Origin of the sequence: Parabacteroides sp. FAFU027 (assembly GCF_022808675.1) — a bacterium.
Lineage (GTDB): Bacteria > Bacteroidota > Bacteroidia > Bacteroidales > UBA7332 > CAXXIC01.
Genome location: NZ_JAKZKV010000003.1, coordinates 207,257 through 221,388 on the forward strand (window position 1 = coordinate 207,257; position 14,132 = coordinate 221,388).

Annotated in this window: 13 protein-coding genes; 1 reads left to right on the top strand and 12 read right to left on the bottom strand. The window is 39.5% G+C overall.

Annotated features, from left to right (window positions below):
- Positions 1 to 64: 64 nt before the first annotated feature.
- The 7 genes from MLE17_RS06155 to MLE17_RS06185 form a co-directional block, all read right to left on the bottom strand.
- Positions 65 to 1,726 carry a tetratricopeptide repeat protein gene (locus MLE17_RS06155; RefSeq protein WP_243347878.1) on the bottom strand — a complete coding sequence of 554 codons (1,662 nt, stop codon included), beginning with the start codon at positions 1,724 to 1,726 and terminating at the stop codon, positions 65 to 67.
- A gap of 147 nt (positions 1,727 to 1,873) precedes the next feature.
- Positions 1,874 to 3,016, bottom strand: a complete 1,143-nt coding sequence (locus MLE17_RS06160; protein ID WP_243347879.1) for a PstS family phosphate ABC transporter substrate-binding protein — start codon at positions 3,014 to 3,016, stop codon at positions 1,874 to 1,876.
- Positions 3,017 to 3,049: 33 nt separating this feature from the next.
- Positions 3,050 to 3,847 (bottom strand): energy transducer TonB, encoded by a 798-nt coding sequence (locus MLE17_RS06165; RefSeq protein WP_243347880.1) that lies wholly within the window; start codon positions 3,845 to 3,847, stop codon positions 3,050 to 3,052.
- A gap of 14 nt (positions 3,848 to 3,861) precedes the next feature.
- A complete protein-coding gene (locus MLE17_RS06170) occupies positions 3,862 to 4,476 on the bottom strand; it encodes an ExbD/TolR family protein (RefSeq protein WP_243347881.1) in 615 nt (204 codons plus the stop codon).
- 5 nt (positions 4,477 to 4,481) lie between these two features.
- Complete coding sequence (locus MLE17_RS06175) at positions 4,482 to 5,102, bottom strand: ExbD/TolR family protein (RefSeq protein ID WP_243347882.1); 621 nt, start codon at positions 5,100 to 5,102, stop codon at positions 4,482 to 4,484.
- Between the two features lie 34 nt (positions 5,103 to 5,136).
- Complete coding sequence (locus tag MLE17_RS06180) at positions 5,137 to 5,946, bottom strand: MotA/TolQ/ExbB proton channel family protein (RefSeq protein ID WP_243347883.1); 810 nt, start codon at positions 5,944 to 5,946, stop codon at positions 5,137 to 5,139.
- Positions 5,947 to 6,196: 250 nt separating this feature from the next.
- Positions 6,197 to 7,876: a biosynthetic peptidoglycan transglycosylase gene (locus tag MLE17_RS06185; RefSeq protein ID WP_243347884.1), complete on the bottom strand. Its 1,680-nt coding sequence runs from the start codon at positions 7,874 to 7,876 to the stop codon at positions 6,197 to 6,199.
- 33 nt (positions 7,877 to 7,909) lie between these two features.
- Here MLE17_RS06185 and MLE17_RS06190 point away from each other — a divergent pair, with 33 nt between their 5' ends.
- Positions 7,910 to 8,095, top strand: a complete 186-nt coding sequence (locus tag MLE17_RS06190) for a hypothetical protein (RefSeq protein ID WP_243347885.1) — start codon at positions 7,910 to 7,912, stop codon at positions 8,093 to 8,095.
- Positions 8,096 to 8,264: 169 nt separating this feature from the next.
- Here the strand turns inward: MLE17_RS06190 and pfkA are convergent, their stop codons facing one another.
- The 5 genes from pfkA to MLE17_RS06215 form a co-directional block, all read right to left on the bottom strand.
- Entirely contained in the window at positions 8,265 to 9,242 is a 978-nt protein-coding gene (gene pfkA, locus MLE17_RS06195) for a 6-phosphofructokinase (protein WP_243347886.1), read from the bottom strand.
- Between the two features lie 172 nt (positions 9,243 to 9,414).
- The gene (locus MLE17_RS06200) at positions 9,415 to 10,287 is read right to left on the bottom strand and encodes a 4-hydroxy-3-methylbut-2-enyl diphosphate reductase (RefSeq protein WP_243347887.1); all 873 of its coding nucleotides are present in this window, start codon (positions 10,285 to 10,287) and stop codon (positions 9,415 to 9,417) included.
- Between the two features lie 4 nt (positions 10,288 to 10,291).
- Positions 10,292 to 10,981: a (d)CMP kinase gene (cmk, locus tag MLE17_RS06205; RefSeq protein ID WP_243347888.1), complete on the bottom strand. Its 690-nt coding sequence runs from the start codon at positions 10,979 to 10,981 to the stop codon at positions 10,292 to 10,294.
- Between the two features lie 65 nt (positions 10,982 to 11,046).
- Positions 11,047 to 12,060 (bottom strand): type IX secretion system protein PorQ, encoded by a 1,014-nt coding sequence (gene porQ / locus MLE17_RS06210; protein ID WP_243347889.1) that lies wholly within the window; start codon positions 12,058 to 12,060, stop codon positions 11,047 to 11,049.
- Positions 12,061 to 12,164: 104 nt separating this feature from the next.
- On the bottom strand, positions 12,165 to 14,096 hold the full coding sequence (locus MLE17_RS06215) for an Ig-like domain-containing domain (RefSeq protein ID WP_243347890.1): 1,932 nt from the start codon (positions 14,094 to 14,096) through the stop codon (positions 12,165 to 12,167).
- Between the last annotated feature and the right edge of the window lie 36 nt (positions 14,097 to 14,132).

Genomic DNA, 14,132 nt, shown 5'->3' on the forward strand with positions numbered 1-14,132 from the left:
CGTATAGCTAAATAACAAAAAAGGTTGCCAAATGGCAACCTTTTCTATGGAATAAATAACATTATTATTTTTTCAAGCTGGCAATCGCTTGTTTAGCCTGTGCATCGGTTGGATCAATCTGAAGCACTTGCTCATATTTTGCAATGGCCTGTTTCTTCATTTCGTCCTTCTGTCCGTTAGTCGCACGGTCTGAATTAGCAAGATAATACCAACCGATAGATTTCAGACATTCAATCTTACTTTTTGCTCCTTTTTGAGGATCTCCTTGTGACAGAATATCAAATGCTTTTTGGTAAGCATCTTTTGACGCCGATGTCATTGCTTCCGGATCAACCTGAGCAGAAGCGCGTCCTTCCCATATATATCCCCAAACATAATTCGGGCTATATTTCTGTACTAACTTAAAGGCTTCGATACCTTTTTTGTAGTTGTCAGTAGCTTCGGGAGTTAATACGGGAGCGCCATTTGCAGATTTCGTTTTAGTAGAAAGATAATAACCCTCATAATAGTACTCTTTACCAATGCTAAAGTTGATATTAGCCGGATCATTTTTCACTGTCAGCAATTTAGTATAAATACGAATTGCATTGAGGTGATCATTACGTTTTGAATAAATATCAGCTAAAGCGTCGTAGTTTTCAACAACTGTTGAATCAACCGTAAGCGCTTTTTCGTATTTAGTGGCAGCGAGTGAATCCTGACCATCTTTCAACAACAACTTAGCGTAGTAAACGTAGTCAGAAGAAATGATTTTATCGGGATTGTGAGCAGCAAAGAATTTATTCATATAATCCAAACCACCTTTTACATCACCTGTTTCACAAGCAACATAACCTTTCACACGATAAAGAACTGAAGCTGAAGCCCCTGTGCTAAGAAGTTCATCAAGAACCTTAGACGACTCACTGTATTTCTTGTTAAAGAAAAGAATGAAAGCATAGCGAGCCAGATTTTCAGTAGATTTTTCGCAACGATCCATATAGATCTTGTAGTTATCCTCTGCATCTGTATATTTACCAAATGTATAATACAAATCACCAAGATTTTTATAAACAGTGATTTGATCTGAATCTAGTGTGATACTCTTCTTCAATGCTTCCAAACCATCACGGAAATTTTTTGCTTTTGTGTAAAGCACACCTAATTCTCGGCTTGCTTCAGCATTGTTTGGATCAAAGAATAAAGCACGCTGATAGTCATTTGCAGCTGCACCAAAGTCACCTTTTATCGCAGAGATATTACCTTTAATAATCTGGAAAGATGAATATTTACTATTCACATCCAAACCTTTATTCAGGTATTTAATCGCAGTGGCTGTATCCGGTTTATCTAAAGACAGACAAATACGCGAGATAATATCATAAGTAGGCGCATTCTTTTTGTTGACCTTTACAGCTTTGTCGAAATTCGCATTTGCTGCTACCAGGTCTCCTTTTTGCAAACTGAGGTGACCCAGGCCGACAATCCCCCAGGGACTTTTCACATCTGCTGCAGATTTATTGAAAAGTTCCTGAGCTTTATTCACATCGCCTTTTCTTAAGGCGATTTCTCCGGAAATAAAATCGGTTTCACTACCGCTTAAGGATGTTGCTAATGTTGTAGCTTTTGAATATTGATCATCCTCTAGCAATAAAAATGCACTGTTGAACGCCGATTTTTGTGCTATAGCCTGCCCCATAGAGAAGGCAATAAGCAACATAGCTAAGATTTGCGTTTTCTTAATCATAATCATAGAATTAATTTATGGTTTTATTTTCGACTAATCGAAAACGAAAAAGTTGAAGAGTGATACACATTTTTAATTCAAAACCAGAAACTCTGATATTAAATTAAAAAGGATCATTCTTCAACTTCATCTATAATAATCACAAGCTTATAGACTACTTCTCACGCTCACCACTCTGGTTTGCGCAATTGCAGGTACTATCCCGGTCTTTAAAATGATACGCTGGCCTCTGTTACCGGCAATAAAGGATGCAAAACGCGAAGCCTTTCCACTAACGGGCTCAATGTTTATTGTATATATTTTCCGACCAAATGGATATACTCCGTCTGAGATGTAAGCCTGATAAGGTTTAAAGCTATTTAGCGGATCTACTTCTTCACCTGGAGAAATAGACATAACCTTTATCTTTTTATGGAACGAAAGATGCAAAGAATCATCTTTATCAACAATCCAAGATGTTCCGATAAAACCAAGTACTCCGGGAGTTCTCGCAACATAATCAATTACATCACGGTTTACATCCATAGCAAAGGTATTTACAGCGAGTTTCTGTCCTTTACAGATCGAATCTGCCATATATCGCACTAAGCTTGAGTTTTGATTATCAAAAACAATCTTAATTGGCTGAGAAGGATTTTTTTTGTTCAGTTGGTTCCAGTTTGTAATTTTTCCGGTCAGAATATCACGGACATTTTTCTCAGAAAGAATTGTATCACCCTGAGAGAGATTTGTGATCAAAGCAATAGCATCGCTAGCTATCCAGGTCTGACGTGCAACGTAAGATTTTTCCTTAAGAAAATCTTCTTCTTTTTGCGTCAACTGTCTGGTTGCAACAGCCATCATTGATTTCAAATCCAGCACATTTTTAATCGCTTTTCCTTCCGGAATATAGTCAATCTTCAACGTGCCAAGTGTATCCATAACCTCAAAAACTTCAGCTTCTGCTTTTATAACCGGTGTTACTGTTTCATCGACACAAACTATAGTAGTGTCAGTCGATGAATTACCTACACCGGGATTTTTATATCCACAGCTTTGCAGACTCAAAACCAATATCAACAAGGTCATTATTGAACCTCTATCAATATTTTTTTGCTCAATATACCAGCTATAAACCTGCGTCAGACGATACAAACCGAATAGCAAAATCAGTACACCCATCCCAATTCGGGTTGCTCCGCTAATTGGCCATAATATATCTTTGGTTAATAATAATACCAAGCCAAAAGCCAAATAGATAACGGTCATTGCAATCCCAAAGATTAGCTTAAATGACATTTTTCGCTTCATTCTCAAAAAGATAATAGTTATAAATCACTATTCTTACTTCAATGCAAATCTCACTGGCAAAGTAAACTTAACAGGTACTGCTGCACCTCCTTGTTTACCTGGTTTCCAGTTAGGCATCTTACGAACCACACGAACAGCTTCTTCGTCACAACCAGAACCTAAACCACGTACAACCTGGATATCAGAAATCTGACCGGTTTTGCTTACTACAAACGAAAGAATTACCATACCCTGAATGCCATTTTCCTGAGCAATAACCGGATAACGGATATTGTTACCAAGGAATTTCATCATCTCTTCAGTTCCACCCGGGAATTCAGGCATCTCTTCTACGATGATAAAAGGCTCTGTGCTTTCTTCTGCAATAGTCGTTTGTGCAGGAGCTACAGTTACATCATCTGTACCTTTATCAAAGTTTACAGCACCTACGGCTGCTGTTGATTCCATTACCTTATCCTGAGTAACCATTTCCTCTTCTTCATTTACCTGATCATCTGGTTTGATGACCGGAGGAACGAATTTGATGGTATTACGGGCAGGAGGAGGAGGAGGAGCCAAAACAGCTTTCTTAATCTCTTCCGGTGCTTTCTTCATTTGAAGCTTTGACAGCTCGATTACAGTATTCTCTTCAACGTGCTTTTTAGGGATCAAATACTTAGCCAATAAAGGCGCACTGATTGCCAATACAAACAAAGTCGCTGAAATAAGAAACGCTTTAAGGTGGCGTTTTGAATTTGATTTACGAAGAATATAAGCTCCATATTGTTGGTTCTTACCTTCGAAAACCATTTCCACCCACTCACTATTATAAATATCTACTTTTGGTTTCATTATTTTTCCTCCTTTTAAATATCAAGATTCTTAATCAAACCAAGATCGTAAGGTGTAACATCGATGATTGCATAACGGGCAATATTACAAATCGCCATTTCATCCAATACATCAACCAAATCACTATACGATGCACCATTTGTAGCTTTAATCATGACAACAGGTGAACCCTTCTCGCCCATGATTTTCTTCTTTTGTTCCTCATAAACCTCCTTAGTAATCTTCATTTCACTAAGTTTTGCTTTCAGTTCTCTGATTTTAGTTACCTGATTATAGTTCTTCTGAAGAAGAATCTTTCTCAAGCCTTGAGTTCCCAAATCAGATGTTTCTACTTTAGGATCAACACCATTCGCTTGTGCTCCTATGTAGTAGAAGATTTTATGATTCTTGCCTAAGATGACGGTTACTGCTCTCGAAGCTGCAACTTCAGGTGGATCTTCAACTTTATCATTTTTCGGAGGCATGGCTAATTCCATGGTCTGTGGTTTGATAAGAGTTGTTGTCAACATGAAGAAGGTAATCAACAAGAACGCAAGGTCAACCATGGGGGTAAAGTCAACGTGAGTTGACATCTTCTTGGGTTTCCCTTTTTTACCTTCCCCCCCGTGATCAGATGATATTTCTGCCATGTGGATTACTTTTTAGTTGGGATTAATTCTTGTTCTGCTTCGAGACCTGTAATCAAGTTAAAACGGTTTTCATTTACATCCTGTAAAGTTCCCATTACCTTTTTGATAGCAGGATAGGTTGTACTTTTATCACCTTTGATTGCAATTCGAAGATCTTTATTCACGCTACGTGCAGCCGAAACCCAGTCTTTCAACTGATTATCCAGCGAGTCGCAAGGGATACCTAAAGCTGACTCTTTGCTATCACGTTGTTCCGGAGACATGGCAAGAAAAGTTTTCATTGCACTCATTGGTACTCCGAAGCTACCGACAACACTGAATCGCTTATATTCTTCATCAGTAAAACTGATGTTATAGATTTCCCCCATTTTTCTCAACACTTCAATTCTATCGGCTTGTTTATCTATACCCCAGAAAACCTTACCTTTATTATCAACCAAAATCTTCATTATATTAGTCTCAGGAATCTTAATTTCCGAGATTGATTTTGGGGTATCAATAATAGCAGGTTCTTTCTGAGTAAAATTTGAAGTAAGAATGAAGAAATTGAGCAAAAGAAACGCCATATCGCACATAGGTGCCATATCTTGCACCGTACTTTTGCGAGGGATTTTTACTTTTGGCATAATTTCTCAGTTTATTGATTTACAAAATAATGAATTAGTGTTTAGCAGCGTAAGTCTGAACAATGCTGAAACCAGCTTCATCAATTGCGTAAGTCAACTTGTCAATTTTAGTAGTGAAGAAGTTGTACATGATAATTGCTACAGCAGCAGTACCGATACCAAATGCAGTATTGATAAGTGCCTCAGAGATACCGGTTGCAAGTGCAGTTGAGTCAGGAGCACCGGCAGTTGACATCGCCGCAAACGCACGGATCATACCCAATACGGTACCGAGAAGACCAAGAAGAGTAGATACAGATGCAAGAGTTGCGAGGATTACAAGGTTTTGCTGCAAGCTAGGCAATTCCAAAGAAGTTGCTTCTTCTACAGTTTTCTGGATCTCAACCACTTTCTGATCTTTGGTCATTGTGGTATCATTAACAGCGTGCTCATATTTAGAAACCACCATTGTTACAACGTTAGCAACAGAACCTTTTTGTTTGTCACAAGCAGCATAAGCATCTTTGATTTTGTCTTGCTCCAACAAACCTTTGATTTTCTGAACGAATTCATTCATTGAACCTTTACCAGAAGCTTTAGAGATTGCGAAAAATCTTTCAAAAGAGAAAGTGATTACAGTTAACAAACAAGTCATCAAAATAGGTACGATAAAACCACCTTTGTAGATTGTAGCCAACATGTTACCGGGAAGCGGGTGACCTTCAGGATTACCACCTTCGAAGTTTGCTCCGTTACCCATCACAAATTTAAACACACAGATAGCAACAATTAATGCTACTGGGATTACTGCATAAGAGAACGCGATACTAGCCTTTCTAGACTTGTTTTTTTGTTGAGTTTTCATAGTTTTGAAATTGTTTTGATATTAAATAATTGCTTTTAGAGTTTGTATTTCAACGATAAGAATGCGTATTAGACTATATAGTTCTATCATGTTGTGTTTATCTTGTACTTATATTTTGGAACTGCAAATTTAACAGCATCTATTAGAATACGAATAGTTCAGGGGAATTTATTTTATTAATAACATTTAATTCTCAAATCTGACCTAGGATTCTATTTTAGCGTCCAAAGATCAAAGGTGTTACATTTTGCTACTTTCCAGGAGGCAAACCATCGATTCCAGCGGGAATTACAGTCATTTTCACTTCTGAGCTATCCTCAAATATAGGTGTTATGTATCTTTTTGCTGCACCCAACAGAAACACATCCGGTTTTAAAGAATCACGCTCTAATTGACTGATATATCCAGTCCTTAAGAGACGATCTGCAATTCGATGATAATACCAGGCCCGATTAGACTTCAACCTGCCACTGGCATCAAATGCGTTTGCAAACTTCTTCGGAGATGGAATAATCCCCGACAAAAATATAGCTTCATTCAGATTCAAATCAGCAGGTGATTTATCAAAATAAAAACGGGAAGCTTCGCCAATACCATAAACCAAAGGCCCCCACTCCGCAATATTCAAATAAACTTCAAACATCCGCGATTTTGAGGTTGTTCTATTTTCTTCAATCATCCAGACCAACAATGCTTCTTCCAGTTTACGGGCAATATTTTTATGCCGTGTCAGAAAAACATTTTTCACCAACTGCATGCTGATAGTGCTTCCACCCCGGGCAAAACGTCGCTTCTTAATATCATAAACCAATGCGTTTCGGAGCGCATCCATTCGAAATCCCCGATGGTAAAAGAACTGGCCATCTTCTGACTGCAATACCGCTTGTTGAAGCAATGGGGAAATACTCTCCAAAGGACAATAATTGGGATTTGACAGCCCAACCTCAAAAGTACGTACAGGGAGATCATTCTCGTATGCTGTGTACAAAAAGGGAACATTTATCTTACCCAGTTCCCCTAAAGAAGCAATCGAGAAATTATGTTTTTTTAATCTTGACTCAAGCCGAAGCTTATCAGGATTTACAAAATCACAATCAAAAAGAAAATGATAACTCAAATCTCCTTTCACCTTAATATCAGCCAGATTATGAAACAACCCTTTTGGCAATGAATTTAAAAGATCGCTTGCCGGAAACCGGTTTTTATTAATTAACGCCGTAATTTTCCAATCCGTATCTTTTTGGAGATAAAAATAGGGATGAAATGAAATTTTATTGAACTTCACCTCTGTCGCGCTATCAAGTTCGGCAAAATTGGCACCAATATTCAGATGATAGTTTAAAGCACCATTTCCTAATTGAATCTTATCAGTTGACAATCGAGCATGCTCGACATCAAGGTCATTAAATGACGCTGTACCGGTTAAAGCCAGGTTATTGTGCCATTTTTTTTCCGGGTGTAGGCTAAAGGCAAGACTCCGGAATGCAACCCTGACATGGTACACCATATTAATATATGGTAGTATTGCTTTTTCAGCTCCCAATGATGAAATCTTTCCGGAGATAACCCGATTCGATTTATCAACAATACCTTGCACATGCCATCTTTGGCTAACAAGGCTATCCTGAATCTGAATCGGGAAAGCGTAATGACTATTGACAATCTTCAGATTTTGAGACAAAACACGGCTCTTATTTCCATTATTATTTGAAGAGACATCTATATCCTGAATTTTCAAATCAGAAGGAAGAACTTTAAACAGAGAATTTAACAACGTTGTGATCCGATCAGAATAGTCTTTTTTGTGTGTTTTTCCCGGCTGTTTTTTGTCTTTGGTAAACAGGAAATTGTAATTGCAATAATCCCCAATCTTGATAAAACGACATTTCATGGAATTAGCGGAGATGGTATTGACATCCGGATCCAACATAAGTAGTTTCCAAAAGTTCAAATCGACTTCCAGATGATTGCATGTAAAGAAGGTATCATTTTTGAGTGGGATAATCCGGACCGAATCTATGCAAACATCACTCAGTTTCCGGAATTCAAATCCTTTTATTTCAATCTGAATATGCCTGTTTTGCTCTATCCGATGAACTTCTCTGAAGAAAAAATATTTTGCTATGGAAGGAGTGAAAAGAACCAGTAACAAAAGAACGGTTAAAATGGAACCAGAAATCCGAAGAACAGTTTTTCGGGAAATGTGAATGTCTTTTATTCTGGAAAGGAAGCTTTTCATTCAATTGAATAATGAGGGAAATACCCAAAAAGAAAAATATCAGGACTGGCTAACCAATCCTGATAAAATAATTTCATTATTAAATAGACAAGGTATGCAATACGTTTAGCAACTCCTTGTTGATGGGTTTATCATTCTTAATAGCCTTCGAGAAAGGAACATATACAATCTGGTCATTTTGAACGCCAATCATCACATTTCGCTGCCCTTCAAGCAAAGCGTCGATAGCTGCAGCACCCATACGGCTGGCAAGAATCCGGTCATTGGCAGTTGGCGAACCTCCACGCTGGATGTGACCAAGAATAGTTACGCGAACATCGTATTCAGGGTACTCTTTTTTCACACGGTCAGCAAGTCCCATAGCACCTCCCGTAATTTCACTTTCAGCAACCAGTACGATACTACTGTTTTTAGACTTACGGAAACCACTTTTAATCAACTCTGCCAACTGGTCAACTTCTGTTGCTATTTCAGGAATAATGGCAGCTTCGGCACCGGAAGCAATTGCACCATTCAAAGCAAGGAAGCCGGCATCACGACCCATCACTTCAATAAAGAAAAGGCGGTCATGCGAAGTCGCCGTATCGCGGATTTTATCCACAGCATCCATGATCGTATTTAGTGCGGTATCGTACCCAATAGTAATATCTGTCCCAAAAAGGTCATTATCAATCGTACCCGGAAGACCAACGATGGGAACATTATGCTCTGAAGCGAAAATACGCGCTCCGGTTAAAGAGCCATCTCCACCGATAACAACGAGACCATCAATACCTTCACGCTGCATCGTTTCGTAGGCAATTGCACGTCCTTCTGGTGTCATAAATTCCTTGCAACGCGCGGATTTTAGAATAGTACCACCCTGTTGAATAATATTACTTACGTTTTGAGTTCTGAACGACACTATTTCACCTGAAATCAAGCCTTTATATCCACGATAAATTGCTTTAACCTCCAATCCGTTGTAAATAGCAGCACGTGTCACCGCACGAATGGCGGCATTCATGCCCGGAGAGTCACCTCCGGAGGTCAATATCCCTACACATTTTAATGCCATATCAATTGCTTTGTTTTGTATGTAAATAATTTGAGTTTGTAATTTGGCGCAAATTTAACTGATTACGTTGATTTACCTTACATAATTCTCTCAAAATTCGCAATGAAATAGCATTTTAACAGCCCAAGTTGCAAAATCGTCAATTTTGATGACATTTTTCCACAGTATACTTTTATAAAATAGCACGCACCTGTTTTTCCACTTCTTCCATCAACCATGTGGGTGTTGAAGTTGCCCCACAAATACCAATAGAGGAGGCTTTCTCAAGCCATTCAACTTTCAACTCACGGGCATCTTCTATCAAATAGGAATTTGGATTGACCTTGCGGCTTTCTTCAAAAAGCACCTTACCATTTGAACTCTTCTTTCCACTTACAAACAGTACGACATCATGCTTTCCTGCAAACTGGCGGATATTTGGTAATCGGTTTGAAACCTGCCTGCATATTGTATCAAAAGATTCAAAAGATACGTCAGGATTGAGGCGGGACTTAATCTCAGTGACAACCGATGAAAAACCATCCAGGGACTTTGTTGTCTGTGAATAGAGACGAATCCCCTTATTGAAGTCTATTTTATCAAGGTCTGCCAATGATTCGATAACAATCGCTTTGCGGTTAGTCTGACCGACCAGGCCATTTACCTCAGCATGGCCAATTTTACCGTAGATCACGATTTGTAAATCATCAGACTCTGGAGAATCGTGCATTTTCTTGATTTTTTTCTGAAGCTGCAACACAACCGGACAAGTGGCGTCTATGATTTCTATATTATTCTCTTTGGCCAGTTTATAAGTTTCTGGTGGCTCTCCATGGGCACGAAGCAATACTTTCGCATTTCTCAGTCCTTTCAAAGCTTCATGATCAATGGTAACAAGCCCCTTTCCTTCAAGACGCTCTACCTCATGACTATTATGAACGATATCGCCCAGACAGTACAGGGTACCTCCTTTGGAAAGCTCCTCTTCCGCTTTTTGAATAGCGGTTACTACCCCAAAACAAAAACCGGAACCTTTATCTATCTCTACAATCACATCTTTTTTCATACAATTAATTTTCTGCCACCCGTTGAAACTGGGCCAACAGCCATTGCTTTTGCTCAGCAATCGTCATATGAGAATTATCCAGCAGCAAGGCATCTTTTGCCTGACGTAGCGGACTCTCCTCCCTGTTTTGGTCTAAATAATCCCGATGCTTTACATTTTCCAGAATTTCATCAAAAGAGGCTACTTCATTCTTCTGAATCATCTCGTCAAATCGGCGTTGTGCTCTGATTTCGGGTGACGCGGTTACAAAAATCTTTAACTCGGCAGTAGGAAAAACCGTCGTACCAATGTCTCGACCATCCATCACTATTCCTTTCTGCATTCCCATCTGTTGTTGCTGCGCTACCATTGCCTTGCGTACAAATGCAATCGCGCTCACATAGCTCACATTTTGGGAAACTTCAAGGGTGCGAATTTCTGTCTCGACATTTTGGCCGTTAAGACAAGTCTCCGGCTTTCCTGTGCCGGGGTTTAAAACAAACGAAATCTGAATTTGTTCCATCCGGGGCAACAACTCCGGTTCATTTACAACGCCATCTTTAATCAGATTATTCTGGAGACAATAAAGCGTAACCGCTCTGTACATGGCGCCGCTATCAATGTAGATATAGCCAATCTCACGGGCCAGGTCTTTTGCCATGGTACTTTTTCCGCATGAGGAAAAGCCATCGATGGCAATGATTATTTTTTTCATCGAAAATTGAGAGTTTATATAGCTAATTAAATGTGCTGTTATTGTATTAACAGCTATAGGTTTGGTTATAGTTTGCCAATGGTTGTATTTATTCCGACCATAAGGGTTGAAGCATTCACATGCTGTGAGTAATAGGCGGCACTTACATTAAACCGGCTCACCTTAAATCCCGTTCCAAACGAAAAGCCCTGCATGCCTTTCTGTTCCAACAACCGGAAGTCATCCGAGGTCTTTGGATTATATGCTAATGCGAGATAGAAGTTCTTAGATAAAAGCATGTCAACTCCAAACACACAATGCTTGGACAATGTCTTAAGAAAGTTATCAGAACTGCCTGTATAAGCCGTTGTAGAAATCGAAGCATCTGTCGAACGATTAAGAGACATATCCCATACCGTCAGATAATGTAAAGTGGTATGGAATCGGAATGGAGCATGAGCCAATTTCTTTGAAAGACCAATCTGAAAATCGAATGGTAGCGATTCGTAAACGTTATCGTAACGGACAATCTGTCCTCCAAGATTTTTCAAAGCCATCCCCAATGAAAAATTGTGTGCTTCATCGTAATAATTCAGTCCTAAATCCACGCCAATTGCAAATGAGGTATAATCCGCCAAAGCTGAATAAATCGCTTTCCCGGTAATTCCCCCCGACCATTTATCGGTGAATTTATAGGAATAGATGCCGTTAAGAGCCATATCCTGAGCTGTAAATGTCCCCAGCTCCTCATTTATCTCATTCGTTTCTTTAAAAGTGCCATAGCTACAAAACTGCATGCCAATGGCCCAATTCGCACGGGGAGAAGCAGCCTTACTATACATAGCAGCCCCGGAATTTATATCAGCCACATAATTCATATACCCCAGGCTCAACTGCTTGTCAAAAGAGTGAGACAATAACGCAGGATTCTGATAAGCTGTTGAATTTTCCGAAGTCACCAATGACACATTCGTTCCTCCCAAAGCAGCAATGTAGGGAGAGGCCGGTAGCCGGAGGAATCCAAAAGCACTTTGCCCATCCTGTGCCAAAAGTGCCATAGCAGGTAAAATCAATAGTAAAGTCAATATCTTATATCTCATTGTTTTTCTTTTAGAAAGACAAAAATGAATTCATCATCATGGTAAAAACGCCTCTCATTCTAACGGAATATATTTTAATTTATTTCAAATTCCGGAATGTACGACTATTCTGTAACAGGAGATTGCTGTTCCTCTTCTGTATTCTCTTTTACGGGAGTTGATGGAATCACTTTTCCCGTTATCGGGTCACGTTTCACCTTTTCTTTTGGCTTATTCTTCACCAGTTTACGTGGTTTTTGTTTATCCAAAGGCAAAGCAAGTGGATTCCAGCCCTGCTCTTCTACATCCCAGTTTGTCCGCAGTTGGAATTTCCCAGGATGATAATAGACTTGCTCCGGCTGCAATTTTTGCCCGAAATTACCGGTATCCCATTTCCCATTTTTATTTTTATCCCAAATAAGACGTGCATAATAGGTTCCCGGATTGACATAGAAAAACTCTGCCACGCCTTTAATAACCGGTTCACGGCGAACCATCTTATCGCTTTCATTAAGCAATTCGACAAAAGCGCTATCGTTTATTCCTGCGACATTGATAAAGAATCCGGAATAATCCTCGACATTTTTAACCTTGAATGATTTCTCAATCGGTTTATTGCATAGGCCATTTATGCCGTAAATTGCCGCCGAATCCACCTTCAGACGATATTCCTGGCCGGGTGCCCACTTATATTTGAGATTAAACCTCCGGATATTCAACGAATCATACGCAAATGGCGGAGTTTTTAAAGCATGCCAGAGCGAATCTCTCTTTTCTTCGAAATGGAACTTTTTCTCGTCAATGGAATCAATTGGAACAGGAAGAGAAAAGTCCATCAAGCCATACAAATCCATTGAACCTCCGAATTTTGATTCAACCTGAAGGGCAGGTTTTTCCACTTTGGCGTTCTCATCTTTCTTTTTAGGCTTTTTGGAGGGAGCTAACTTTATATCATGAAAAGTAAAAGTCAATGTATCCGTCTGAGGAATGAGCCTGCGTAAAGAATCGGTATGCAAATAGGTAGCCTCCAGTCTTAAGGTATCACTCTTATAAATGGTGGAATCCTTAATCCAGAAGTTTAATGTATCGTTAGTTGCACTTCGCTCCAGTCTGGCCCAGTTTTTTGCAGGAAAATTGAGCGGGCGCAAACGGGGTAACTCTTTTGCCGGAGCAGCAAAGGTAATCAATAGATGATTGCGCTCTTTACGCTCGGTTTTATCCAGGTATTGCGACTTGAAGTTCTCGTTGAAAGCGCGCAACAACAGATTATTCGGTAAATATTGCTTCGCTAGTACAGAGCGAACCGTATCCATTTTATGCTTAAGTTTATCTTTCCAAATCGTATCGGTTTTTTCAACCAATTTATAAGAAGGTATAATTACCGAATCGAGGAATGCAATATCTTCACCGGGTTGGTCAAATTTATAATCGCGGTTCGCATCTTTCAATGCATAAATGCGATACTTTCCTGCAGCTACATTTTTCAATGTAAAATTACCGGAAGCATCCGAACGGGTAATTTTCACGAATGGCTTCTTGCGGAATGCCGAATCAACCAAATCCGGCTGCAAACCAACGTACATTCCCGTAACCGGTTCCAGATCTTCTGCATTGAGCAAAACACCGCCAACTTCCAGACTATCGATAGTGCCTCCGGTTGAGAACGAAAGGGCAAAATTTGGAAATGGATTCTTCTCGTTATTATCGACAATCGCATCCGAGAAGTCAATTGTATAGGTCGTATTGTTACGAAGTGAATCTTTGAGTTCAACTATAATCTTTTTACCTGCCGTATAAATTTCAGGAGGATTCGTTTGCGGAGGAGAAACGGTAATTTTCTCGCCCGGTTTTTCCACCTGTATGATTTCATCGAATTCCAGCTCGATTTTCTTTTTCTTGAAAAAAGTTGCCCCCTGCTCCGGTGTGCTTTTCAATAATACCGGAGGCGTGACATCAATAGGACCACCTCCCGGACGGCCGATATTGGCACACGACGAAACGATAAAAGCGAAAACGGATGATATAAATAAGGAGAAATATGAAATTCGACTGTTCATGCAGAGTTATTTTTGGAGAAAACCGCTGATTTTTCG